The following is a 23467-nucleotide window of genomic DNA, read 5'->3' as shown; positions in this document are numbered from 1 at the left end:
CGATGTCCTGTCGAGAAGTGGTGCATGCTTTACACCTTCGCCCCCGTTGTACTGCCAAGAATCCTGATAGCCGCTTCAGCCCTGAGTATCATGGCTGCCTGCGCCGCCGAGCCTCTTGCCCAGTCCACACCGAACACTGATACACAGCACGCCGTACTGTCCCAGGCTGCAGATGCCGCCCCAGCTACTGAAGCCGACTTGCCGCAACCAAGCTTCGCCCAGTGGCGCGACGCCTTTCGCGTAGAAGCCCTGCAGGCCGGCGTGCCGGCAGCGCTGTTCGACCGCGCCTTTGCCGGCGTCACTCCCGATCCAAGCATCATCACCGCTGATCGCAGCCAGCCGGAATTCACCCGACCGGTCTGGCAATACCTCGAAGGCGCCCTCGCCGCACAGCGCGTGGATGGCGGCAAACGCCTGCTGAGCCAGCACGAGGCGACCCTCGCGGCCATCGAGGCGCGTTATGGTGTAGGGCGCAATACGCTGGTGGCAATCTGGGGGCTGGAAAGCAACTTCGGCAAGATCATGGGCGACAAGTCGGTGATTCGCTCACTGGCCACCCTGGCCCATGAAGGACGCCGTCCCGGCTTTGCCAAGACCCAGCTGCTGGCCGCCCTGGACATTCTCCAGCACGGTGACGTTTCTCCCGACAACCTGCGTGGTTCCTGGGCTGGGGCCATGGGGCAGACCCAGTTCATTCCCACCACCTACAACACCTATGCCGTGGACTTCGACGGCGATGGCCGGCGCGACATCTGGAACAGTTCCGCCGATGCGCTGGCCTCGGCGGCTCACTATCTGCAGTCCTCAGGCTGGAAAAAGGGGCAGCGCTGGGGTTTCGAAGTCGCACTGCCGAAGGGGTTCGACTATGCGCTGGCCGACAGCAGCATCCGCAAGCCTCTGAGCGAATGGCGCGGCATGGGCGTCCAGGGCCTGCCGGGCGGCGAGCAGGAGGCGAGCGCCAGCCTGCTACTGCCCGCCGGCCATCGCGGCCCGGCGTTTCTGGTGCTGGATAACTTCCGCACCATCCTGCGTTACAACAACTCGTCCTCCTATGCACTGGCCATCGGCCTGCTCTCCGAGCGTTTCGATGGTGCCGGCCAGGTTCGCGCCAGCTGGCCGCTGGGCGAGCAGCCGCTGAGCCGCTCCGAACGGCTGGAATTGCAGGAACGCCTGGCTGCCAGAGGCTTCGATCCGGGCACTGCGGACGGCATCATCGGGGCCAACACGCGCAGCGCCATTCGCGGCTTTCAGCAACAGTTGGGGTGGCCCGCCGATGGGCATCCAACCCAGGAACTGCTGGGTCGTTTGCGCAGCGCTCGTTAAGCCTGCGGCGTGCTTGCGCAAAGCCGAATGTTCGGCTGCACTCTCAAGGATTTCATCGGCAAGCGCTTCGCCGGTTAGCCGGTTAGCCGGTTAGCCGAGACAAAGACACACCCTATGGGATTCTCATGGAGATGCTGCCCATGTTCAACGGTCGTCTCAAGCAGCAGTTGGCCGAAATGCAGGACGAACTCTCCAGCACCCGGCAGATCAAGGACTCGCTCTACAGCGAAATGCTGGTGATCGAATTCGACCCCAAGGGCAGGGTTCGCTTCGCCAACGACAATCTTCTGGAGGCCTTGCAGTACCGCAGGGATGAATTGATCGGTCGCGCACTGGACGAACTGATCCCCGACTCCTTCCGCAGCCATCCCAATCATCCTGCGCTGCTGAGCGCCCTGCGCACTCCGGAGCACTGGAGCGGAGCCTTCCGCCTGCTGCGCGGCGATGGCAAAGAGGCCTGGTTGCGGGCCATCTGGCAACCGGTAAACAACGGGCGCGGCGAGCTGCAGTATTTCACGCTCTGCGCCAACGACCTGACCGCCACCATCACCACCGCCAAGGAGCACGAAAGCCTGATCAAGGCGCTGCTGCGCTCCACGGCAGTGATCGAGTTCGACCTGACCGGTCAGGTCATCACTGCCAACGAAAACTTCCTGCGCGTCATGGACTATCGCCTGGACCAGGTCCAGGGCAAGCATCACCGGCTGTTCTGTTCACCCGAGGAGGCCGACTCGCCGGAGTATCGCGAATTCTGGGCGCAGCTCAATCGAGGTGAGTTCGTCGCTGGGCGCTTCAAGCGTCTCGACAGCATGGGCCGCACCGTATGGCTCGAAGCCTCCTACAACCCGGTCCTCAATGCCCATGACAAGCTTTACAAGGTGGTCAAGTTCGCAACCCTGATCACCGACCAGGTCAATCAGGAACAAGCCGTATCGGAAGCTGCCGGCATCGCCTACGACATTTCCCGCAAGACCGACCAGAGCGCCGACAAGGGTGCTGCCGTGGTGCAGCAGACGCTGGATGTGATGCAGCAGATCGTCGAAAAGGTCCAGGAAGCCGCCGCCGGTATCGAGGCCCTGGACAAGCAGTCTCAGCTGATCAGCACCATCATGCAGACCATTCGCGGCATCGCCGACCAGACCAACCTGCTGGCCCTCAACGCGGCCATCGAGGCGGCCCGCGCCGGTGACCAGGGCCGTGGCTTCGCGGTGGTCGCCGACGAGGTGCGCCAGCTGGCTGGCCGCACCAGCCAGGCCACCGAGGAAATCGTCGACGTGGTGCAGAAGAACCAGAGCCTGGCGCAGGCCGCGGTGCAGAGCATGGCCAGCGGTCGCGAGCAGGCCGAGCAGGGGCTGCAACTGGCCGACGAAGCCGGCGCGGTGATCGTCGAGATCCAGCAGGGCGCCAAGCGAGTCGTGGACGCAGTGGGTCACTTCAGCAGCCATCTGAAGAGCTGATCAAGCGGCTGCTTCGATTGATGAACGTTCCCCTGCTCTGCGCGGGCACCCTCAATCAACGGTCAGTGCCTGTGATAAACTGCGCGGCGGCCACGAGCCGCCTCGTCCACGGAGCCTCTAGCGGAGCCCAGAAAGCCGATGTCCGATATCTCCCAGCCCAAAACCGTTGCCAGCGGCGAAAAATTCCGCACCACTCAGGGCATCACCGCGATCAAGGACGGGCAGAAGCGCCGCGCCTCGAGCGATCCCCAGGTGTTCGAACCCAAGCCCAAGTGGCTGCGGGTCAAGGCTCCCAGCGGTAGCCGCTTCGAAGCGGTCAAGCGCAATGTCGGCGAACATCGGCTGAGCACCGTGTGCCAGGAATCCCACTGTCCGAACATGGGCGAATGCTGGTCCAACGGTACCGCCACCATCATGCTGATGGGCTCGGTGTGCACCCGCGCGTGCCGCTTCTGCGCGGTGGATACCGGCAACCCCAACGGCTGGCTGGATCAGGAGGAGCCACAGAACACCGCCAAGTCGGTAGAGCTGATGGCGCTGCGCTATATCGTGTTGACCTCGGTGGACCGCGACGATCTGGACGACGGCGGTGCCGCACACTACGCCGCCTGTGTACGCGCCATCAAGGAGCGCACCCCGCAGGTGGTAGTCGAGGCCCTGACCCCGGACTTCGACGGCGACCTGCAAGCCATCGAACGTGTAGCGGACTCAGGCCTGGAAGTCTTCGCGCAAAACGTCGAGACGGTCAAACGCCTGACCCATGAAGTACGCGACCCCCGCGCCGGCTACGAGAAGACCCTGCGCGTGCTGGAGCACGCCAAGCGCCATCGTCCGGATTTGCTGACCAAGACCAGCCTGATGCTGGGCCTGGGCGAAAGCGACGAGGAAGTGCTGCAGACCATGGATGACCTGCGCGCCATCGGCGTGGATATTCTCACCCTCGGCCAGTACCTGCAGCCGACCCGCAACCACCTGCCGGTCAAACGCTGGGTCAGCCCGGAAGAATTCAACCGCTTGCGCGATATCGGCCTGGAAAAGGGCTTTATGGAAGTCGCCGCGGGCCCGCTGGTGCGCTCCAGCTACCGGGCCGACCGGGTGTTCGAGAAGAACAACCTGGGCCTGGCCGCCCCGGTGCCCGTGCCGGGCCAGGCGTTCGACAGCAGCCTGATTCCGGCACTCAACCTGAACTGAAAACCCGGATTACGCCTTCGGCTAATCCAGGCTACGGGCCGATCGGGCCGAATAACGCCTGCTGGAGGCAGGCGTTTCATATCCGCCATGCTTCTTAGCAATCTATTGCGCCCGTCAGCGTCTGCTGCTGCGTGTAACCGAGGTGCTTGACCAGCTGTTCACGCAGGCGGGCACTGACCTCGGAAAACGCTACCGGTCCAGCGACCAGATCGGCCAGCTGGGTCATGCTCATGCCGGCGTAGCCGCAGGGATTGATCCGTCCGAAGGGTTCCAGATCCATGTCCACGTTCAGCGCCAGGCCATGAAATGAGCGACCGTTGCGGATTCGCAGGCCGAGGGATGCGATCTTCGCGCCGTTGACGTAGACACCAGGCGCATCGGGCCTGGCTACGGCCTGCACATCGTAGCTGGCAAGCAGATCGATCAGGCTTTGCTCGATGCGGCTGACCAGTTCACGCACGCCGATCCCCAGACGCCTGACATCCAGCAACAGGTAACACACCAACTGCCCTGGGCCATGATAGGTCACCTGACCGCCACGGTCGGCCTGCACCACCGGAATGTCGCCGGGCAGTAACAGATGCTCGGCCTTGCCGGCCTGCCCCTGAGTGAACACCGGCAGATGCTGCAACAGCCAGATCTCGTCGTCGCTGGCTGGGCCGCGCGTATTGGTGAAGCGCTGCATGGCCTGCCATGCAGGCTCATATTCGGTCAGACCAAGCTCTCGTACGCCGAGCACGGAGCCGCTCATCGACGGGCTCCGAAGGCGCTTCGCACAGGCAGCCTGGCGTGCAGGAAGGCGGCGCTCATCAGAGCACCATTTGCACGCGCCCGGTTGCACGCAGGTCGACGTGAATCGCCTGCAGCTGTTCGACTCCAGTCGCGGTGATCAGCACCTGGACGGAGAGGAAGCGCCCGTTACGGCTGTCGCGTATCACCAGTGTGGTTTCATCGAAATCCGGTGCGTGCCGACGTATCACCTCGACCACTGCCTCGCGGAAACCCTCTCCGGCCTCGCCGATTACCTTGATCGGGTAACGCTCGCAGGGGAATTCGATTTTTGGCGCCTGTGTATCGCTTGTACTTTCGTTCATGGCTGTGACGGACTCGTGATCCGCAAGCGCATCCTGGCGGGGTGGCCAGGACGCACGCAAGGGTTGTCAGTTGAATAGGTTGAAGAAGAACAATCGAATGCTATCCCAAAACCGACGGAACAGCCCACCTTCTTCAACCGTTTGCAGAGCGATCAGGTCAGAGCTGTGCAGCACCTGATCGTTGAGGCTGACCTCGACCTTGCCAATCACATCACCCTGCTGGATGGGTGCGGTCAGCTCGGGGTTGAAGGCCATGCCAGCCTGCAGCTTGTCCAGCTGGCCGCGCGGCAGGGTCAGAGTCAGATCCTCGGCCAGTCCGGCGCTGACCTGATCCTGCTGGCCTTTCCAGACACGGGATTTGGCCAGCTCGACGCCCTGCTGGTAGAAAGTGCGTGTCTCGAAGAAGCGGAAACCGTAGGTCAGCAGCTTCTGTGTCTCAGCGGCGCGCGCCTGCTCGCTGCTGGTGCCGAACACCACGCTGATCAGACGCATGCCGTCGCGTACCGCCGAAGCCACCAGGCAGTAACCCGCCTCTTCGGTATGCCCGGTCTTCAGGCCATCGACCGTCTTGTCGCGCCACAGCAGCAGGTTGCGGTTAGGCTGCTTGATGTTGTTCCAGAGAAATTCCTTCTGCGCGTAGATATCGTAGTGCGCCGGGTCCTCGTAGATGATCGCACGAGCCAGCTTGGCCATGTCGGAGGCCGAAGAGTAGTGCTCCGGGTGCGGCAGGCCGGTGGAGTTGACGAAGTGAGTGTTGCTCATGCCCAGACGCTGCGCGGCGGCGTTCATCAGGTCGGCGAAGGCTTCCTCGCTGCCGGCGATGTACTCGGCCATGGCCACGCTGGCATCGTTGCCGGACTGGATGATGATGCCGTGCAGCAGGTCGTCCACCGAAACCTGGGTATTGACCTGGATGAACATCCGCGAGCCGCCGGTGCGCCAGGCCTTTTCGCTGACGGTGACCATGTCGCTCTCGGCAATCTTGCCCTTCTGGATTTCCAGGGTGGCGATGTAGGCGGTCATCAACTTGGTCAGGCTGGCGGGGGGCAGGCGCTCGTCGCCGCCGCTCTCCACCAGTACCTTGCCGCTGGCGGCATCCATCAGCACGTAGGATTTGGCCGCCAGTTGTGGCGCTGAAGGGATGACCGGCTGGGCCAGCGCAACCGGCGCCACCGTCAGCAGGACAAGAAGAAACAGGCGATGCACGAAGGTGGTGATAGTCATTGCTCTCTCGAAAATGGATATAGGCAAAACAGAATCGGTGTCATGGGTTCCGCTACGGCACATCATTCGCCTCGCACCCGCCGTGGCTGACCGAGGTTGGCGAGACGCACGCTCTGCTCGATCTGCTCGGCCTCGTCCACCGAGTCGATGGGGCCAAGGCGAACCCGATGCAACACCTGCTCGCGATGGACCACCGAGCTGACGAATACCGGCGCGCCGGTCATGCCGCTGAGCTTGTCGCGCAGCAACTGGGCGGCATCCGGGTTGGCGAATGCGCCGACCTGCAGAAACAGGCCGGATGCGACAGCGCCACCGTCGTTGCCGACTTCCACCGGCAGCGTAGCACCGGCATGCTGCGCCGGTGGCGGCGTGTACTGTTCGACCGGCTGGGCCAGCGTGCTGGCGGCAGGCTTGCTGGCAACCTTCTGCGGCTGGGCCAGGACCATTGGAGGCTGCTGGCCGCGGTCGGCCCACCACTGCACGGGGTCGATGCCCTCGACCTTGACCCGCGCCGTTCCCGACTCGGCGAAGTTCAGCTTTTTTGCCGCAGCGAAGGACAGGTCGATGATGCGATCCGAATAGAACGGACCGCGATCATTGACCCGCAGCACCACGGTCTTGCCGTTGTCGATATTGGTCACCCGGACATAACTGGGCAGCGGCAAGGTCTTGTGCGCGGCGCTCATGCCGTACAGATCGTACTTCTCGCCATTGGCGGTCGGCTGCCCGTGAAACTTGGTGCCGTACCAGGACGCCGTACCGGTCTCCCGGTAGTTGCGCCCATCACCTATCGGATAATAGGTCTTGCCCAGCACCGTATAGGGATTGGCCTTGAACGGGCCGAAATGGGGCGTCGGCACCGCATCGGGAATCGCCGATACATCCACGTCCCACCAGGGTGCGCCATCCTGATGTGGCCGCGAATAGCTTTCCGGGCCGCTGATAGCGCCGCCCTTCACCACTGCAGGAGGTGACGAAGGTGGTTTGGAGGAGCAGCCGACGACCAGCGAAATGGCCGTCACCAATCCCAGCAGCCGCATCTGCAGACTAGTCATTGCGCCCCCTTGGCTTCGGCGAGCTGTTCGGCGAGCTGATGCACCGCCATGGCATACATGACGCTGCGGTTGTAGCGCGTGATGACATAGAAGTTCGGCAGGCCGATCCAGTACTCGTCACCCTCGGCCCCCTCCAGGCGGAAGGCGGTCACCGCCGTGTCGTCGGCGATCGTGTCGTCGCTGTGCCAGCCCAGCTCGTGCAGTTCGGCAGCCTTCAGGACCGGCTCCAGACCCTCGGTGAGGCCTTCGGCATGCCGTTCGCCCTTTACCGTGGCGCGCGCCACGACCGGCTCGCCGGCTTTCCAGCCGTGCTGCTTGAAATAATTTGCGGCGCTGCCGATGGCATCCGTGGGGTTTTTCCAGATGTCGATGCGACCATCATCATCGAAGTCCACCGCATAGGCGCGGAAGCTGCTCGGCATGAACTGCGGCAGCCCCATGGCACCGGCATACGAGCCGGTAAGCGTCAACGGATCGACCTGTTCTTCACGCGTCAGCAACAGGAACTCCTTGAGTTGCTGGCGAAAGAACGGCTGGCGCGGAGGATAATCGAAGCCCAGCGTGGCCAGTGCATCGATGACCCGGTGGCTGCCGGTATTGCGGCCATAAAAGGTTTCCACACCGATGATCGATACGATCACTTCAGCGGGTACGCCAAAGTCGGCTTCGGCACGCGCCAGCGCGGCTTCGTTCTCGCGCCAGAAATCGACACCCTGGGCCACGCGCGAATCAGTCAGGAAGATGGGCCGGTATTCCTTCCAGGGCTTGACCCGCTCGGCCGGTCGCGAGATGGCGTCGAGAATCCCTTGCTTGCGCTCCGCCTGGGCCAGCAGATCGACCAGCTGCTCACTGACAAAACCGTAATCCTGGGTCATTTCGCGGACGAACTCGGCGACCTTCTCGCCTTCGTAGTCGGCTGCGTCAACCAGCTGAGTGCCGGCGAGCACACCAAAGAGGCCCACGCCGCAGAGCACACGCGTCAACCGGGTATTACGTAGTGATTTCAAGACATTCACTCTAAACCTGCGCGATCCACTTGCGATGGGTGTGGATCGACATCAAAACCCCGAACCCCGCCAGCAGGGTCACCAATGACGTTCCACCAAAACTGATAAAGGGCAGCGGCACACCCACTACCGGCAGCAGCCCGCTGACCATACCGATGTTGATGAAAACATAAATGAAAAATGTCATGGTCAGCGCACCGGCAAGCAGCTTGCCGAACAGCGTCTGCGCCTGGACCGTGATGATCAGGCTGCGCGCAATCAACAACAGATAGACCAGCAGCAGCAGGCAGACGCCAACCAGGCCGAACTCCTCGGCCAGGACGGCAATGATAAAGTCCGTATGGCTTTCGGGCAAAAAATCCAGATGAGACTGGGTGCCCAGCAGCCAGCCCTTTCCGAACACGCCGCCCGAGCCGATTGCAGCCTTGGACTGGATGATGTTCCAGCCGGTGCCCAGCGGATCGCTTTCCGGGTCGAGAAAGGTCAGTACACGCTGTTTCTGATAGTTGTGCAGGACGAAATACCACATCCCCACGGCAACCGGCACCAGCGCCGCCAGCGCACCGAAAACCCAGCGCCAGCGCAGGCCGGCGATAAACAGCACGAAGGCGCCGGACACCATCACCAGCAATGCAGTGCCCAGATCCGGCTGTTTGAGGATCAGCGCGAAAGGCACCAGGATCAGACACAGGCTGATGGCCGTGTGCTTGACGCCGGGCGGCAACGCACGGGTAGACAGATACCAGGCAATCGTCATCGGCATGATGATTTTCATGAATTCCGACGGCTGGAAGCGAATCACCCCGGGGATATTGATCCAGCGGGTCGCGCCCATCGCCGTGTAGCCGAAGAACTCCACCCCGAACAGCAGCGCCACCACCGCCAGATAGCCCAGCGGCACCCAGCGCGCCATGAAGCGTGGCTCGAACTGAGCGATGACCAGCATGGCCGCCAGGCCTATACCAAACGAAGTGGCCTGTTTGATCAGCATCTCCCAGTGCTTGCTGCCGGCCGAATAGAGGATGAACAGGCTGCCTGTCGCCAGCAACAGCAACAACAACAGCAACACACCATCGATATGCATGCGCTGCAGCAGTGTCGCGCGGCGGCGCATCACATCGGTGGTCGAAAGCGTTCGGTCGAAAGTCCCGCTCATGGCTTGCCTGCCTCGGCGCTCAAGGGGAGCGCGTACTCGGCCTTCAGTTGCCCGTATTCATCGAGCAGCCAGGCATCCATCACCTGCTTGGCCACCGGTGCCGCGACGCCGGAGCCCGATTCGCCGTTCTCCACCATCACCGCCACGGCGATCTGCGGATCGTGTACGGGCGCGAAGGCGACGAACAGGGCGTGGTCACGATGACGTTCGTTGAGTTTGCCACTGTCATAGCGCTCGCCCTGCTTGATCGCCACCACTTGCGCTGTACCGCTCTTGCCGGCAATGCGATACAGCGACATATCGCCGACCTTTCTCGCTGTGCCGCGTGCGCCATGCATCACCTGCTCCATGCCATTGATGGCTGCATCCCAGTAGCGCGGATCGCGCAATTCGATATCCGGCAACGGCTGCGGGTCGATCGGCAACTCGCCCTCGATACGCCGCGCCAGATGAGGCCGAATCCACTTGCCCTGGGTAGCCATCAGCGCTGTCGCCTGGGCCAGCTGCAGCGGCGTGGTCTGCATGTAACCCTGACCGATGCCGAGAATCACCGTTTCACCCGGATACCAGGCCTGGCGATAGCGTGCGCGCTTCCAGTCGCGCGAGGGCATCAGGCCGGCGGTTTCCTCGAACATGTCCAGCGATACCCGCTGGCCGATGCCGAAGCGGGTCATGTAGTCATGCATCCGGTCGATGCCCATCTTGTGGGCCATATCGTAAAAGTAGGTGTCGTTGGAACGGGCGATGGCCAGCTCCAGATCGACCCAGCCATCGCCGCCACGGTTCCAGTTGCGATACTTGTGCTTCACGTTCGGCAGCTGGAAGAACCCCGGATCGAACACCTTGCTCTTCTCGGTGACCACACCGGTATCGAGACCGGCCACTGCCATCATCGGCTTGATGGTCGAGCCCGGCGGGTACAGGCCACGCAGAACACGGTTGAACAGCGGGCGGTCGATCGAGTCGCGCAGTTCGCCATAGGCCTTGAAGCTGATGCCGGTAACGAACAGATTGGGGTTGAAGCTCGGCTGGCTGACCATCGCCAGCACCTCGCCGGTGGCCGGCTGCAGGGCTACGACCGCGCCACGACGTCCGCCGAGCGCGGCCTCGGCCGCTTCCTGCAGTTCCAGGTCGAGGGTCAGCGTCAGGTCCTTGCCGGGAATCGGATCGGTGCGCTTGAGCACCCGCAACACGCGGCCACGGGCGTTGGTCTCGACCTCTTCGTAGCCGACCCGGCCATGCAGCGAGTCCTCGTAGAACTTCTCGACACCGGTCTTGCCGATATGGTGCGTGCCACTGTAATTGACCGAATCGAGCTGTTTGAGCTCGGTCTCGTTGATGCGACCGACATAGCCGACCGAGTGAGCGAAATGCTCTCCCTGCGGATAGTGACGGACCAGCTGCGCCGCGACCTCGACCCCAGGGAGCCGGAACTGATCGACCGCGACACGGGCAATCTGCTCCTCGGACAGTTCGTACATGATCGGCACCGGCTCGAAGGGGCGTCGCCCCTGCAGCACGCGTTTCTCGAACAGCTCGCGCTCCTCGGCGGACAACTGCAGCACCTCGACCACCGTATCCAGCGTCTTGCGCCAGTCACCGGCACGCTCGCGGGTCACGGTAAGGCTGAAGCTGGGACGGTTATCGGCGATGATCCGCCCATCTCTATCGAAGATCAGTCCACGATTGGGCGGAATGGGCTGCACATGAACGCGATTGTTCTCCGACAGCGTCGAGTGATGCTCGTACTGCACCACCTGCAGGTAGTACATCCGCATGATCAGCACAGCGGTCATCACCAGCACCAGCAGCCCGCCCACGATTACCCGTCGACGCACCAGCTGGGCATCCTTTTCGTGGTCTTTCAGGGGAATCGGCTGGGACATCCTGGGCTATTACTGACTTCACTTGTGATAAGGGTGCCCTGACAGCAATGTCCAGGCACGGTAGATCTGCTCGCCGATGAGAATACGCACCAGCGGATGCGGCAGGGTCAGCGGCGACAGCGACCAACGCTGCTCGCTACGCGCGCAGACTTCAGGCGCCAGCCCTTCCGGGCCGCCCACCATCAGGTTGACGTTGCGTGCATCGAGCCGCCAGCGCTCCAGCTCAGCCGCCAGCTGCTCGGTACTCCAGGGCCGCCCCGTCACTTCGAGGGTGACGATGCGTTCGCCCGGCTGAACCCTGGCCAGCATGGCCTCGCCTTCCTGGCGAATCAACCGTGCCACGTCGGCATTCTTGCCGCGTGTGTTGAGGGATATTTCATGCAGTTCCAGCGGCAGTTCGGACGGCAGACGCCGGGCATATTCGTGCCAGCCATCCTCGACCCAGCGCGGCATCTTCGAGCCTACCGCGATCAGCTTGATCCGCACGGCTGGACTATTCCTGTTCGCCCGCGTGCTGTGCGCGGCTCTGCTCGGCGCCCTGCCAGAGACGTTCGAGGTCATAGAACTGGCGCGTCGGCACCTGCATCACGTGCACCACCACGTCGCCCAGGTCGAGCAGCGCCCACTCGCCGCCGTCCAGCCCCTCGCTGCCGAGCGGGCGCACGCCCTGCTCCTTAACCTTCTCGAGTACGTTGTCCGCCAGCGACTTCACGTGACGGCTGGAGGTACCGCTGGCGATCACCATGAAATCGGTGACGCTGGTCTTGCCGCGCACATCGATGGTGGTGATGTCGCTGCCTTTCAGGTCTTCCAGGGCGCTCACGACCAGCTGGACCAAAGATTCATTCTGCATAACTTGAAACAACCTCAGTTCGACGCCCGGTAAAGTCCGTGCGCATTGATATAAGCCAGGACGGCGTCGGGCACCAGAAAACGCACCGAGCGGCCACTGGCCAGAAATTGACGGATTCGCGTGGCCGACACCCCGAGAGGCGCCTGCCAGACAAAGGCGATCTGCCCACCGCTGCCGGTCAGCGCCAGCGGATCGTTGACGCTGCGCGCCGCCTGCAGATCGCGCAGGGCTTCTGGCGCTTCGCTGTCGGCGTCCGGACGCTGCATGACGAGGATATGGCAGTATTCGAGCAACTCGTTCCAGCGGTGCCAGCCAGGCAAACCGCAAAAGGCGTCCCAGCCGACGATCAGAAACAGCTGGTCGTCTTCGGCCAGTTCGGCACGCAGGGACTCCAGCGTATCGATGGTGTAGGACGGTTTGTCGCGCTCCAGCTCGCGCGCATCGACCACCAGCAACGGCAGGCCGTCCACCGCCAGGCGCACCATGGCCAAGCGATCCTGCGCCGAGCAACTGGGCGTTTCGCGGTGCGGCGGACGGAAGTTGGGCAACAGTCGAACCTCGTCCAGCCCAAGGTATTCGGCCACCTCCAGCGCCCCGCGCAAATGGCCGATATGCACGGGGTCGAAGGTACCGCCGAGCAGGCCGATGCGCCGTGGTGTGCGAGTCGAATCCATCAAGTACGCACGTGACCGTCGCCGAAGACCAGGTACTTCTCGCTGGTCAGGCCTTCCAGACCAACCGGGCCGCGCGCATGCAGCTTGTCGGTGGAGATGCCGATCTCGGCGCCCAGGCCATACTCGAAGCCATCGGCGAAGCGCGTCGAGGCATTGATCATCACTGACGCCGAATCGACCTCGGTGATGAAGCGCCGCGCATCGCTGAAATTCTCGGTGACGATGGCATCGGTATGTTGCGAGCCGTAGCGGTTGATGTGCTCGATGGCTTCATCCAATGAGTCGACCACGCGGATCGACAGGATCGGCGCGTTGTACTCGGTGCTCCAGTCCTCTTCGCTGGCGACCAGCACGGCGTCGCCAAGCAGTTCGCGGGTGCGCGGGCAACCGCGCAATTCAACGCCTTTGTCGCGGTAGATGGCAGCCAGCGGCGGCAGCACGCGCGCGGCAACTGCGTCATGTACCAGCAGGGTTTCCATGGCGTTGCACGGCGCGTAGCGCTGGGTCTTGGCGTTGTCGGCGACGCGGATGGCCTTGTCCAGGTCCGCCGCCACATCGATGAAGACATGGCAGATGCCGTCCAGATGCTTGATCACCGGCACCTTGGCGTCACGACTGATGCGCTCGATCAGGCCCTTGCCGCCGCGCGGGACGATGACATCGACAAACTCGGGCATGCTGATCAGTGCACCGACAGCGGCACGGTCGGTGGTTTCCACCACCTGTACCGCGGCTGCTGGCAGCTGGGCCTCGGCCAGGCCCAGCTGGATGCAGCGGGCAATCGCCTGGTTCGAGTGAATCGCCTCGGAGCCGCCGCGCAGGATGGTGGCGTTGCCCGACTTGAGGCACAGGCTGGCCGCGTCGATGGTCACGTTGGGCCGAGACTCGTAGATGATCCCGACCACACCCAGCGGCACGCGCATCCGACCGACCTGGATGCCCGAGGGCAGGTAACGCATGTCGCGGATCTCGCCGATGGGGTCCGGCAGGGTCGCGACCTGGCGCAGGCCTTCGATCATGTCGTCGATACGCGCCGGAGTCAGCGCCAGGCGATCGAGCATGGCCTCGTCGAGGCCATTGGCGCGCCCGGCGTCGAGATCCTGCCGGTTGGCGCTGATCAGTTCGTCGCGTGCCGCATCCAGTGCAGCCGCCGCGGCATGCAACGCCCTGTTCTTCTGCGCGGTGGAGGCGCGCGCGAGCACGCGTGACGCCTCGCGCGCGGCGCGACCAAGGCGGGTCATGTAATCGAGTACGGACTCGGTCATTGTCTGGCTGGCCTGAATGAAGGGAAAGCGGCAGATTATAGCCCTCCCGCGCCGCCTGCGCACAGCGAAGCGCTCGAACGGTACCGCACGTTGCGGTCTCGTGCCTCGACAGGCGCTGGCGCTATCATCACGCGCCTGAAACCAGTCCACTTCCGAGCGGGTCGAAACCCTCCCGACCCAAGGAAAAGCCCCATGCCCGAATGGCTCGCCCCTCTCGCCCGCTGGCTGGCCGATTACCCACAGTGGCTGGGCCTGATCCTGTTTCTGGCGGCCTGCCTGGAATGCCTGGCGGTGGTCGGCCTGCTGTTACCCGGCACCGTGCTGCTGTTCGCCCTGGCCGCGCTCGCCGGCAGCGGCATCCTGACGCTCGGCGAAACGCTGTTGCTGGGCTTCGTCGGCGGACTGCTCGGCGATCTGCTGTCCTACGCGCTGGGGCGCCGCTATCACCAGAGCATCCGCAGCCTGCGCGGCCTGCGCAACCATCCCGAGTGGCTCGTCCGTGCCGAGTTGTATGTCGCTCGCTACGGCGTCGCCAGCCTGCTCGTGGGGCGTTTCATCGGTCCGCTGCGGCCCATGCTGCCGCTCACCGCAGGCATGCTCGACATGCCGTTCGGACGTTTCCTGCTGGTCAGCCTGGCGGCAGCGGCGGGCTGGTCGATGGCCTATCTGCTCCCAGGCTGGACCGCCGGCGCCGCCGTGCGCCTGCCACTGCCGGAGGGCTTCTGGGGCGAAGCGGGCATCATCCTCGCAGCCCTGTTGCTGCTGGTCGGCGGCGTGACGCATTACAGCCTGCGCCAGTTGCGCTGGGTCAGCCCGCTGGCGGCGCTTTTCGGCGCGCTGATCCTGCTGGGCCTGCTCTTCGGCTGGCCACACCTGGTGGAGTTCGATGAAGGCCTGATGACGGTGATCCAGGGCGAGCGCAGCCCGATCTTCGACCGTTTCATGGTGCTGGTGACGCGTACCGGCGACTACCACACCCAACTCTGGGCTGCCGTCCTGCTGTGCCTGCTGCTGATTCTCGGCAGACAGTGGCGCGCGGCGGCTTTCGCCATCCTCACCCTTCTGGGCACGGCGCTGGCCAACGGCGCACTGAAGGCGGCATTTGCACGAATACGCCCGGAAATACTGCTCGAACCCCTCGACACCTTCAGCTTTCCCAGCGGACACAGTTCGGCGGCCTTCGCCTTCTTTCTCACTCTCGGCGTTCTGGCCGGACGCGACCAGCCACCTCGACTGCGTCTGACCTGGGTGCTGCTGGCAGCCCTGCCCGCCACCGCCATCGCGCTGTCACGGGTCTATCTCGGCGTGCACTGGCCAACCGACGTGATTGCCGGCGCACTGCTGGCGGCAACGGTCTGCGCGGCCAGCCTGAGCATCGTGCAATGGCGCACGCCGCTGGACACGCTGCCCCCCAGGATCTGGTGGCTGATATTGCCGGCCACGCTGGGCCTGATCGGGGCGCTCACGCTGTGGACATTGCCGGAGGGCATGCTGCTCTACCGCTATTGATCGCTCACTGCGCGCCCTCACCCTGCAACTGTTCCAGCCATAGCTGAATGCACTCCAGCTGGCGCAGCGGATCATCCAGACGCAGCAGTTCGAGTTTCTGTTCCGGCTGGAACGGCAGCAGATAGCCCAGCTGATACGCCAGGGATCGCTGCCCCCCAGCCGTCCCACCCATGCCCAGGGCCTCGACCATCGGATGCTGGCCGAGCGCTTCGCGCAGGCTGGCCAGTTCGGCATGCTGCTCGGCCAGCGGCAATTCATCAGGTTCGCTACGCCAATCGACCTCGGCCAGGGCAAGCTGATCAGGCTGAACCTCGCTCGTCCCCACGTCGAAACGCCGACCGCCCTCGACGCGAATGCCCAGCAGGCCATTGGGGCGCTGCTGCCAGTCGCGGATCAGCGCCTCGCAACCGGTCCGGGCAAACGCCTTCGCCGCCGCGCCGACCTCACTGCCCTCGATGATACGCACCACGCCAAAGCCGTGCCCCGCCTTCAGGCAGCGACTGACCATATCCAGATAGCGCGCCTCGAAGATCTGCAAATCGAGCATGCAACCGGGAAACAGCACGGTATCGAGGGGGAACAGCGGCAGCTTCATCAAATCTCCTTATCAGGCCATTGAAAAACGTAGGCGAGGCAGGCAAGACAAGACAAAAACAGGCGAGGAAGCGGAGTTTAGTGGTCTAAATGAGCATTCCGAGCCTGTTTTTAACGCAGTATTGCCAACGCAGGTAGTTTTTCAACGGCCTGTTACAGCCAAAAAATCACGGCCAACGGCAGCAACACCGCCGTCATCACACCCATAAGGCTCATCGCCAGTGCCGCAAACGCGCCGCACTCGTCACCCTCCTGCAACGCCTGGGCGGTGCCCACGGCATGCGCGGTCAGACCCAGCGCCATACCACGCGCCGCAGGATGCTGAACACCAAAGCGGCGCAACAGTTCCGGACCGAAGATCGCTCCGATGATGCCGGTGATCATCACGAACACCGCAGCCAGCGCCACCACCCCGCCGATCTGCTCGGCCACCAGCATGGCGATGGGCGAGGTCACGGACTTGGGCGCCAGCGTCATCAGGATCATCCGCTCGGCGCCGAAGGCCCAGGCCAGCGCCATGCCCAGCGCCGTCGCCACGCTGCCCGCTATCAGCAGCGTCAGCATGATCGGACCGAACAATTCGCGAATCCGCCGCAGGTTGAGGTACAGCGGTACCGCCAGGGCTACCGTGGCCGGCCCCAGCAGGACGGTAAGCATCTGCGCGCTGAACCGGTACTCCTCATAACCGATGCCACAGACCAGCAGAATGCCCACCACCAGCAGCATCGACACCAGCACCGGCTGCAGAAAGACCCAGCGGGTCTTTTCATAGGCGGCGAAGGCCAGCTGGAAGGCCGCCAGGGTGATGGCCACACCGAACAGCGGATGATGAATCACCGCCTCCCAGGCCGCCTGCCAGGCCGCCTGCCACTGCAAGGCAATCATGTGCGCGCCCTCTTGCGCTGCTGGCGGCGGATCAACAGCTGCATCAGCCAGCCGGTAAACACCAGAGACACCACCAGCGACAGCACCAGCACGCCGACAATGGCCCAGAAATCATCGAGAATCGCCTGGGTATAGGCCATCACGCCAACCGCTGGCGGCACCAGCAACAGCGGCAGATAACGCAACAGGCTGCTGGCCGCGAGCTGCAGCGATTCACTCGCGCTACCGCGGATCAGCAACGCCACGAACAGCAGCAGCAAACCGATGATCGGCCCCGGCAGCATCGGCATGAAGAGCACATTGAGTGCGGTGCCGAGCAATTGGAACAGCACCAGCCAGGTCAGCCCGCGTAGCAGCATGGGAGAACCTCCGAAACAGGAAAACGCAAGTATAAGCAGCCCGCCATGCTGACGTTCAGCTATCACGCCGCGCAGATCTATGCACCGATATTCGCAGCAGGCATGTCTGGTTGGATTCGACATCATCTGCGTGCTGATCTGGCAGGCAAACAGAACGACAACCCCGGAGGACCTATGCCGCAGGCACGCTGCCCGACGCCAACGAGAGGAATCCCGGCCAGTGGCTGCTCAAGGCCCGTGTCGTGATGGAAATCCAAGGCGAGGAAAAGCTCGCCTATATTGCCGAGACACTGGCGCTCTGCATCCTCTGAGGCAGAAGGAGAGCCGACCGATACATTCGGGACTTGCCCAATGGCAGCAGGCCGGACCACTATCGGAGCGGGAACCGGCCAGCAACGGAGCGACCGACGCGGCCCACACCGACTGATCGCCACAGGAAGCCAAACCATGTATCTGACGCCCCAGCGCATTTTGCTTGCCGGCGCCACCGGCCTTACCGGCGAGCACCTGCTCGATCGCCTGCTCAATGAACCCACCGTCGAAAGCGTCCTGGCGCCCAGTCGCAAGCCGCTGGCCGAACATCCACGCCTGCACAACCCGGTCGGGCCGCTGCAAGCGCTACTGCCGCAGCTGAGCGGCAGCTTCGATACCGCCTTCTGCTGCCTGGGCAGCACGCTCAAGGAAGCCGGCAGCCAGGAAGCTTTCCGTGCCGTCGATCATGATCTGGTGGTGAATTTCGCCAGACACGCCCGCGAACTGGGCGTCCGGCATCTTCTGGTCATCAGCTCCCTGGGCGCCAGTGCGGACAGTTCGATCTTCTATTGCCGGGTCAAGGGCGAGATGGAAAACGCCCTGCGCGCCCAGAACTGGCCCCAGCTGACCATCGCCCGCCCCTCGCAACTGCTCGGCCCGCGCATGGAGGTGAGACCGGTGGAACGCCTGACCGCCCCGCTCTCCTATCTGCTACCGGGAAAATACCGGGGCATCTCGGCCTGCACCCTGGCCCGCGCCCTCTGGCGTCTCGCACTGGAAGACGACAAGGGCACACGGGTGATTGAGTCGGACGAATTGAGAAGGCTGGGGCGGTAAAGCGGCTGGACGCTGGACGCTGGACGCTGGACGCTGGACGCTGGACGCTGGACGCTGGACGCTGGACGCTGGACGCTGGACGCTGGACAGCGTGCGGGGCGGCAGCGAAGTATCGTCAAGCTCGTTCTGCTTTTACTTCCAGCTTCAAGCTGCTTCTCGTCCAGCCTTCCAGCCTCAAGCGCTTCTATCGGCTTTTAACCCTTGATGAAATGCTCGCGGTAATGGCGCAATTCCGCGATTGACTCACGAATATCATCCAGCGCCAGGTGCGTGCCGCCCTTCTTGAAGCTCGCGAGCACTTCGGGAGCCCAGCGGGCGGCCAGCTCCTTGAGGGTCGAGACGTCGAGGTTGCGGTAATGGAAATAGGCCTCCAGCGTCGGCATCCGCCGATAGAGGAAGCGCCGATCCTGGCAGATGCTGTTGCCGCAGATCGGTGATTTGCCCTTGGGCACCCATTGCTCGAGAAACGCCAGCGTCTGCGCTTCTGCCTGCTCGGTACTGATCCGGCTCTCGCGCACGCGCTGGGTCAGCCCCGAGCCGCCATGCTGGCGGGTATTCCATTCGTCCATGCCGGCGAGTATCTCATCGCTCTGATGAATGGCGATGACCGGCCCCTCGGCCAGTACATTGAGCTGGCTGTCGGTGACGATGGTGGCCATCTCGATGATGACGTCATGGTCCGGGTCCAGACCGGTCATTTCCAGGTCGATCCAGATCAGATTCTGCGGGTTGTGCATGGTGGGCTCCTTGAAGGTGGCGTGCAGTCTAACAGCCCATCAGCCGCTCGCATGAGCGCGACGGCCTGGGCGCCAGATCAACAGTCGCGAGTGGCGCCAGTCATCCAGCGGCAGCATCTCCTCGGCCTCGACGCCCGGCACCCCGAAGCTGTTGCTGATCAGCAGCGCATCGACTCGCATCTCGGCGCAGGCCTTGTCCCACAGGGCCGGCATCGGCGCCGGGGAAAGAAAGCAATAGACCACATCGTATCGATCCAGCGGCTCACGCCAGAAGCTGCGCAAATACACGCGACAATTGGGCTGCAGCAGGCAGCGCAGGCGGCACAGGACAAAAGCCAGCGGGGCGGTTTCGACCCCGACGAAATGCCCATGCGGATAAGCCTTGGCCAGCCGCAGCAGCGTACCGCCAAGACCACTGCCCAGGTCAATGAAGCGAAACCCCTGAGGCAGCAGAGCCAGCCGCCGGCTCAACTGCTGCTCGGCGGCGGAGCCGGTGAGGTAAAGCGGGACGCGCTCGAACAGCGCATTCCAGTTCAGCAGCAGCAATGCGACGAAACCGGACAACAGCAGCCAGGGCGGCAGCGAATGATCCTGCAGCAGCACCAGAGCCGGCACGAAGCAGAGGTTGATCGGCAGCCACCAGCGCGACAGGCCGCACAGCTGCCCAATCGAAGCGGCCAGCACACCCTGTACGCAGGCCGCCACCAGCAGACTGACCGGCCATGCCGCCAGTCGCGCAAGCAGCAACAGCAGCAGCCAGGTGACCAGCAACCCCGCAAGCTGGCTGACCAAGGCCAGCAACGCGGGAAACCGCGCAAATGAAAAGGCAGGCATGGATATTCGCACCGGTACGGGAGGCCGCCGAGTCTAACGGGCCCAGAGGGCCACATACAGTCCCGCGGCGCTGAATTCCCGCATGCTAGAATCATTCGATTTCCAGCCTGGATACCCACGCAAATGGCCAAACGCCAACTCAACCGCCGGCAAAACTGGCGCATCGAGAAAATCCAGGAAGAGCGCGCCTCGCGGGCAGCACGTCGGGAGTCGCGCGCGATCGAAGAATTGGAAGGTGGCGACCTGGGGCCGGAGCAGACCGGCCTGGTCATCGCTCACTTCGGCGTACAGGTCGAAGTCGAGGCACAGGATGGTGAGCAGCGCGGGCAGGTTTTCCGCTGTCATCTGCGCGCCAATCTGCCGGCGCTGGTGACCGGCGACCAGGTCGTCTGGCGCCCAGGCAATCAGGGCATTGGCGTCATCGTCGCGCAGCTGCCGCGCCACTCCGAATTATGCCGCCCAGACACCCGTGGCCAGCTCAAGCCGGTAGCAGCCAACGTCGACCTTATCGTGATCGTCTTCGCCCCGTTGCCGGAGCCGCATGCCAACCTCATCGACCGCTATCTGATCGCCGCCGAACACGCCGGCATCACGCCTCTGCTGCTGCTGAACAAGGCGGACCTGATCGATGCACAGAACGAAACGGCACTTGAAGCGCTGCTTTCGGTGTATCGCACCCTGGGTTATCCGCTACTGGAGGTCTCGGCCCATGAGGGCGCCGGCATGGACGCGCTCAGGGCGTGCCTCGACGGCCACGTCAGCGTGTTCGTCGGGCAATCCGGGGTCGGCAAGTCGTCTCTGGTGAACAGCCTGCTGCCTGGCGTCGACACCCGCGTCGGGCCGCTGTCGGAGCTGACCGGCAAGGGCACCCATACCACCACCACCGCACGGCTGTTCCACTTCCCTGGTGGCGGCGAGCTGATCGACTCTCCCGGCATCCGCGAGTTCGGCCTCGGCCACGTCAGCCGAGCCGATGTGGAAGCGGGCTTCATCGAGTTCCAGGACCTGCTGGGACATTGCCGTTTCCGCGACTGCAAGCACGACCGCGAACCCGGCTGCGCCCTGCTCAAGGCCCTCGACGAAGGCCGCATCCGGCCACAGCGCATGGCCAGCTATCGGTACATTCTCAGCGGGCTGGCGGAATGAACATGCTTGAGGCTTGAGCTGCTTTTCAATCCGTTCGTCGGGTCGGTGAAGCGTGACCCGACCTACGAAGCCCAGCCATTCGTAGGTCGGATTAGCCAAAGGCGTAATCCGACGACCCGAAGCATAATCCAACGAAAAAAGCACTCCAACGAGCAAGACCAGCGCCTGACAGCCTGCTCACCGGACCTGTGAAGCGTGCCCCGATCTACTCCTCGAAGTTCAGCACCCCTTCCTCGAAGATATTCAGCCGTTCACGCAGCTGGGTCGGCTGCAGCGGTTCGGAGGGCGATGCGGCTTCGCTCGAACCTTGCGCCGCAGGCGTGCCCTGCTCGGACTGTTCTCCTTCGATGCTGCGCTGCGCCTTCTTGGTCAGAACCAGCATGTCGATGCGTCTATTGATCGGGTTGAACGGGTCTTCGCGGTCGTATAACGCCGAGGATGCATAACCCACCACTCGGGCGATCTGTTCCTCCGGATAGCTGCCAGCGACCAGCGTGCGCCGGGCGGCGTTGGCGCGGCTGGCCGACAGTTCCCAGTTACCGAAGTCACGGTTGCCGACGTAGGGTTTGGCATCGGTATGCCCGCTGATGCTGATCTTGTTCGGAATCGCGCGGATGGTATCGGCCATGGCCAGCAGAATGTCTTCGAAGTACGGCTGCAGCTGGGCGCTGCCCAGGGCGAACATCGGTCGATTCGCCGCATCCACGATCTGGATACGCAAGCCGTCCTGGGTGATCTCGAACAGGATCTGATCCTTGAAGCGGGTCAGGTCGGGATTTTCCTCGATCTTGTTCTGCAACTCCTGCAGCACGATATTCAGGCGTTCGCGCTCCATCTGTTCGGAGAGCCCCTCCAGTTGATCGTCATCGAGCGACGAGGGCTTCTGCTCGATGGCTGGGTCCGGCTGGTCGTTGAGGGTCCGGTCCGGTGCCGGTGTGGGCGTACCGCCCAGATCGATGACGAAAGGACTTGCGCTCTCGGTGAAGCCGATGGGGTCCTGGAAGTAACCGGAAATGGCGCGTTTCTGCTCCGGCGTGGCCGATGACATCAGCCACATCACCAGAAAGAACGCCATCATTGCGGTCGCAAAGTCGGCAAAGGCAATCTTCCAGGCGCCACCATGGTGGCCAGCGGCGGTCTTCTTGACCCGCTTGACGATAATTGGCTGGTTATTGTCCATCGCGCGTCAATTACCGCGCATGGCTTGTTCGAGTTCCATGAAGCTCGGTCGATGAGCAGGCAGCAGCACCTTGCGCCCGAACTCCACCGCCAGGGTGGGCGGCATACCGGAAGCGGAAGCGACCAGCGTGGCCTTGATGCCCTCGTACAGATTCAATTCTTCCTTGGCATCGTGCTCGAGCGCCGCCGCCAGCGGACCGAAAAAGCCATAGGAGGCGAGAATCCCGAGGAAGGTACCGACCAGAGCGGAACCCACCTTGTAGCCGATCATGGCGTTGTCGGCCTCGGCGAGAATCGACATGGTGATCACGATGCCCAGCACGGCGGCGACAATACCCATCGCCGGCAGACCGTCAGCGACTCGGGCCACGGCGTGGGATGGGTGCTCCAGCTCTTCCTTGAGGCTGGCCAGCTCCATGTCGAACAGGCCTTCCAGCTCATGCGGAGCCATATTGCCGGACGACATGATGCGCAGGTAATCGCAGACGAACTCGGTCATTCTCGCGTCCTTGAGAATGGCCGGATACTTGCTGAAAATCGGGCTGGCAGCAGGCTCCTCGAGATCCGCCTCGATGGCCATCATGCCCTCGCGACGGCTCTTGTTGAGGATTTCGTAAAGCAGGCTCAGCACTTCCAGGTAATACTTCTGGCTGAACCTGGAGCCGAACATCTGCAGCGATTTCTTGAAAACGATTTTGCTGGTACTGCCAGGATTGGCCTGGAGAAAACCGCCAAGCGCCGCGCCGCCGATGATCAGCACTTCAAAGGGATGAATGAGCGCGCCGATCTTGCCGCCAGACAGCACGAAACCACCGAATACGCTGGCGAAGACTACGATGATGCCGAGAATTTTTACCATAAAGAGATACGTCTAGAGCCTTGACACAGAGGCATCCGAATACGGACCGCGCCACTTTCGCGCACTCGAACTTGGGGCCACAGGCGGGAGC

At 63.2% G+C, this 23467-nt stretch carries 24 protein-coding genes and 1 pseudogene; 7 read left to right on the top strand and 18 right to left on the bottom strand.

Features of this window, described 5'->3' with window-relative positions; translation table 11 throughout:
* Positions 1–24: 24 nt before the first annotated feature.
* From G7020_RS18480 to lipA, 3 genes are all read left to right on the top strand, one after another.
* Positions 25–1323 carry a lytic murein transglycosylase gene (locus tag G7020_RS18480; RefSeq protein WP_181086604.1) on the top strand — a complete coding sequence of 433 codons (1299 nt, stop codon included), beginning with the start codon at positions 25–27 and terminating at the stop codon, positions 1321–1323.
* A gap of 140 nt (positions 1324–1463) precedes the next feature.
* On the top strand, positions 1464–2780 hold the full coding sequence (locus G7020_RS18475; RefSeq protein WP_181086603.1) for a methyl-accepting chemotaxis protein: 1317 nt from the start codon (positions 1464–1466) through the stop codon (positions 2778–2780).
* A gap of 138 nt (positions 2781–2918) precedes the next feature.
* The gene (gene lipA / locus G7020_RS18470; RefSeq protein WP_181086602.1) at positions 2919–3971 is read left to right on the top strand and encodes a lipoyl synthase; all 1053 of its coding nucleotides are present in this window, start codon (positions 2919–2921) and stop codon (positions 3969–3971) included.
* A gap of 94 nt (positions 3972–4065) precedes the next feature.
* Here the strand turns inward: lipA and lipB are convergent, their stop codons facing one another.
* From lipB to G7020_RS18415, 11 genes are all read right to left on the bottom strand, one after another.
* Positions 4066–4722 carry a lipoyl(octanoyl) transferase LipB gene (gene lipB / locus G7020_RS18465; RefSeq protein ID WP_181086601.1) on the bottom strand — a complete coding sequence of 219 codons (657 nt, stop codon included), beginning with the start codon at positions 4720–4722 and terminating at the stop codon, positions 4066–4068.
* Positions 4723–4780: 58 nt separating this feature from the next.
* Positions 4781–5065: a DUF493 domain-containing protein gene (locus tag G7020_RS18460; RefSeq protein ID WP_181086600.1), complete on the bottom strand. Its 285-nt coding sequence runs from the start codon at positions 5063–5065 to the stop codon at positions 4781–4783.
* Between the two features lie 66 nt (positions 5066–5131).
* The gene (locus G7020_RS18455) at positions 5132–6289 is read right to left on the bottom strand and encodes a D-alanyl-D-alanine carboxypeptidase family protein (RefSeq protein WP_181086599.1); all 1158 of its coding nucleotides are present in this window, start codon (positions 6287–6289) and stop codon (positions 5132–5134) included.
* 62 nt (positions 6290–6351) lie between these two features.
* A complete protein-coding gene (locus G7020_RS18450; protein WP_181086598.1) occupies positions 6352–7344 on the bottom strand; it encodes a septal ring lytic transglycosylase RlpA family protein in 993 nt (330 codons plus the stop codon).
* Positions 7341–8318, bottom strand: coding sequence for a lytic murein transglycosylase B (mltB, locus tag G7020_RS18445; protein ID WP_181086617.1), 978 nt, complete (start codon positions 8316–8318; stop codon positions 7341–7343). The genes G7020_RS18450 and mltB overlap by 4 nt, the downstream gene beginning before the upstream one ends.
* 43 nt (positions 8319–8361) lie before the next feature.
* Positions 8362–9507 carry a rod shape-determining protein RodA gene (gene rodA, locus G7020_RS18440; protein ID WP_258189391.1) on the bottom strand — a complete coding sequence of 382 codons (1146 nt, stop codon included), beginning with the start codon at positions 9505–9507 and terminating at the stop codon, positions 8362–8364.
* Positions 9504–11393, bottom strand: a complete 1890-nt coding sequence (gene mrdA, locus G7020_RS18435; RefSeq protein ID WP_181086597.1) for a penicillin-binding protein 2 — start codon at positions 11391–11393, stop codon at positions 9504–9506. Before mrdA ends, rodA begins: the two co-directional genes overlap by 4 nt.
* An 18-nt stretch (positions 11394–11411) precedes the next feature.
* Positions 11412–11879: a 23S rRNA (pseudouridine(1915)-N(3))-methyltransferase RlmH gene (rlmH, locus tag G7020_RS18430; protein WP_181086596.1), complete on the bottom strand. Its 468-nt coding sequence runs from the start codon at positions 11877–11879 to the stop codon at positions 11412–11414.
* 7 nt (positions 11880–11886) lie between these two features.
* Entirely contained in the window at positions 11887–12246 is a 360-nt protein-coding gene (gene rsfS, locus G7020_RS18425) for a ribosome silencing factor (protein ID WP_181086595.1), read from the bottom strand.
* 14 nt (positions 12247–12260) lie between these two features.
* Positions 12261–12920, bottom strand: a complete 660-nt coding sequence (nadD, locus tag G7020_RS18420; RefSeq protein ID WP_181086594.1) for a nicotinate-nucleotide adenylyltransferase — start codon at positions 12918–12920, stop codon at positions 12261–12263.
* Positions 12920–14185, bottom strand: a complete 1266-nt coding sequence (locus tag G7020_RS18415) for a glutamate-5-semialdehyde dehydrogenase (RefSeq protein ID WP_181086593.1) — start codon at positions 14183–14185, stop codon at positions 12920–12922. The genes nadD and G7020_RS18415 overlap by 1 nt, the downstream gene beginning before the upstream one ends.
* A gap of 192 nt (positions 14186–14377) precedes the next feature.
* Between G7020_RS18415 and G7020_RS18410 the strand changes: the two genes are divergently transcribed.
* On the top strand, positions 14378–15694 hold the full coding sequence (locus G7020_RS18410; protein ID WP_181086592.1) for a bifunctional DedA family/phosphatase PAP2 family protein: 1317 nt from the start codon (positions 14378–14380) through the stop codon (positions 15692–15694).
* Between the two features lie 4 nt (positions 15695–15698).
* Here G7020_RS18410 and G7020_RS18405 read toward each other — a convergent pair whose 3' ends face one another.
* From G7020_RS18405 to G7020_RS18395, 3 genes are all read right to left on the bottom strand, one after another.
* Complete coding sequence (locus tag G7020_RS18405) at positions 15699–16289, bottom strand: LON peptidase substrate-binding domain-containing protein (protein WP_181086591.1); 591 nt, start codon at positions 16287–16289, stop codon at positions 15699–15701.
* A gap of 152 nt (positions 16290–16441) precedes the next feature.
* Complete coding sequence (locus G7020_RS18400; RefSeq protein ID WP_181086590.1) at positions 16442–17173, bottom strand: LrgB family protein; 732 nt, start codon at positions 17171–17173, stop codon at positions 16442–16444.
* Complete coding sequence (locus G7020_RS18395; RefSeq protein ID WP_181086589.1) at positions 17170–17532, bottom strand: CidA/LrgA family protein; 363 nt, start codon at positions 17530–17532, stop codon at positions 17170–17172. Before G7020_RS18395 ends, G7020_RS18400 begins: the two co-directional genes overlap by 4 nt.
* Positions 17533–17717: 185 nt before the next feature.
* Between G7020_RS18395 and G7020_RS24125 the strand changes: the two are divergent.
* Together G7020_RS24125 and G7020_RS18390 are read left to right on the top strand one after the other, a co-directional pair.
* Positions 17718–17843 (top strand): annotated as a pseudogene (locus G7020_RS24125) (MaoC family dehydratase); the annotation flags it as partial.
* A 136-nt stretch (positions 17844–17979) separates the two neighbouring features.
* Positions 17980–18621: an oxidoreductase gene (locus G7020_RS18390; RefSeq protein ID WP_181086588.1), complete on the top strand. Its 642-nt coding sequence runs from the start codon at positions 17980–17982 to the stop codon at positions 18619–18621.
* A 194-nt stretch (positions 18622–18815) separates the two neighbouring features.
* On the opposite strand, the gene orn is transcribed toward G7020_RS18390, so the two are convergent.
* Together orn and G7020_RS18380 are read right to left on the bottom strand one after the other, a co-directional pair.
* On the bottom strand, positions 18816–19358 hold the full coding sequence (gene orn, locus G7020_RS18385) for an oligoribonuclease (RefSeq protein WP_181086587.1): 543 nt from the start codon (positions 19356–19358) through the stop codon (positions 18816–18818).
* Between the two features lie 39 nt (positions 19359–19397).
* Positions 19398–20192: a class I SAM-dependent methyltransferase gene (locus tag G7020_RS18380; protein WP_181086586.1), complete on the bottom strand. Its 795-nt coding sequence runs from the start codon at positions 20190–20192 to the stop codon at positions 19398–19400.
* Positions 20193–20315: 123 nt separating this feature from the next.
* Between G7020_RS18380 and rsgA the strand changes: the two genes are divergently transcribed.
* A complete protein-coding gene (gene rsgA / locus G7020_RS18375; protein ID WP_181086585.1) occupies positions 20316–21338 on the top strand; it encodes a small ribosomal subunit biogenesis GTPase RsgA in 1023 nt (340 codons plus the stop codon).
* A gap of 205 nt (positions 21339–21543) precedes the next feature.
* On the opposite strand, the gene motB is transcribed toward rsgA, so the two are convergent.
* Together motB and motA are read right to left on the bottom strand one after the other, a co-directional pair.
* The gene (gene motB, locus G7020_RS18370) at positions 21544–22518 is read right to left on the bottom strand and encodes a flagellar motor protein MotB (protein WP_181086584.1); all 975 of its coding nucleotides are present in this window, start codon (positions 22516–22518) and stop codon (positions 21544–21546) included.
* Between the two features lie 6 nt (positions 22519–22524).
* A complete protein-coding gene (motA, locus tag G7020_RS18365; RefSeq protein ID WP_181086583.1) occupies positions 22525–23376 on the bottom strand; it encodes a flagellar motor stator protein MotA in 852 nt (283 codons plus the stop codon).
* Between the last annotated feature and the right edge of the window lie 91 nt (positions 23377–23467).

It is taken from the genome of Stutzerimonas stutzeri (genome assembly GCF_013522825.1).
GTDB lineage: Bacteria > Pseudomonadota > Gammaproteobacteria > Pseudomonadales > Pseudomonadaceae > Stutzerimonas > Stutzerimonas stutzeri_AK.
This window is presented reverse-complemented; position numbering and strand designations above follow the sequence as displayed.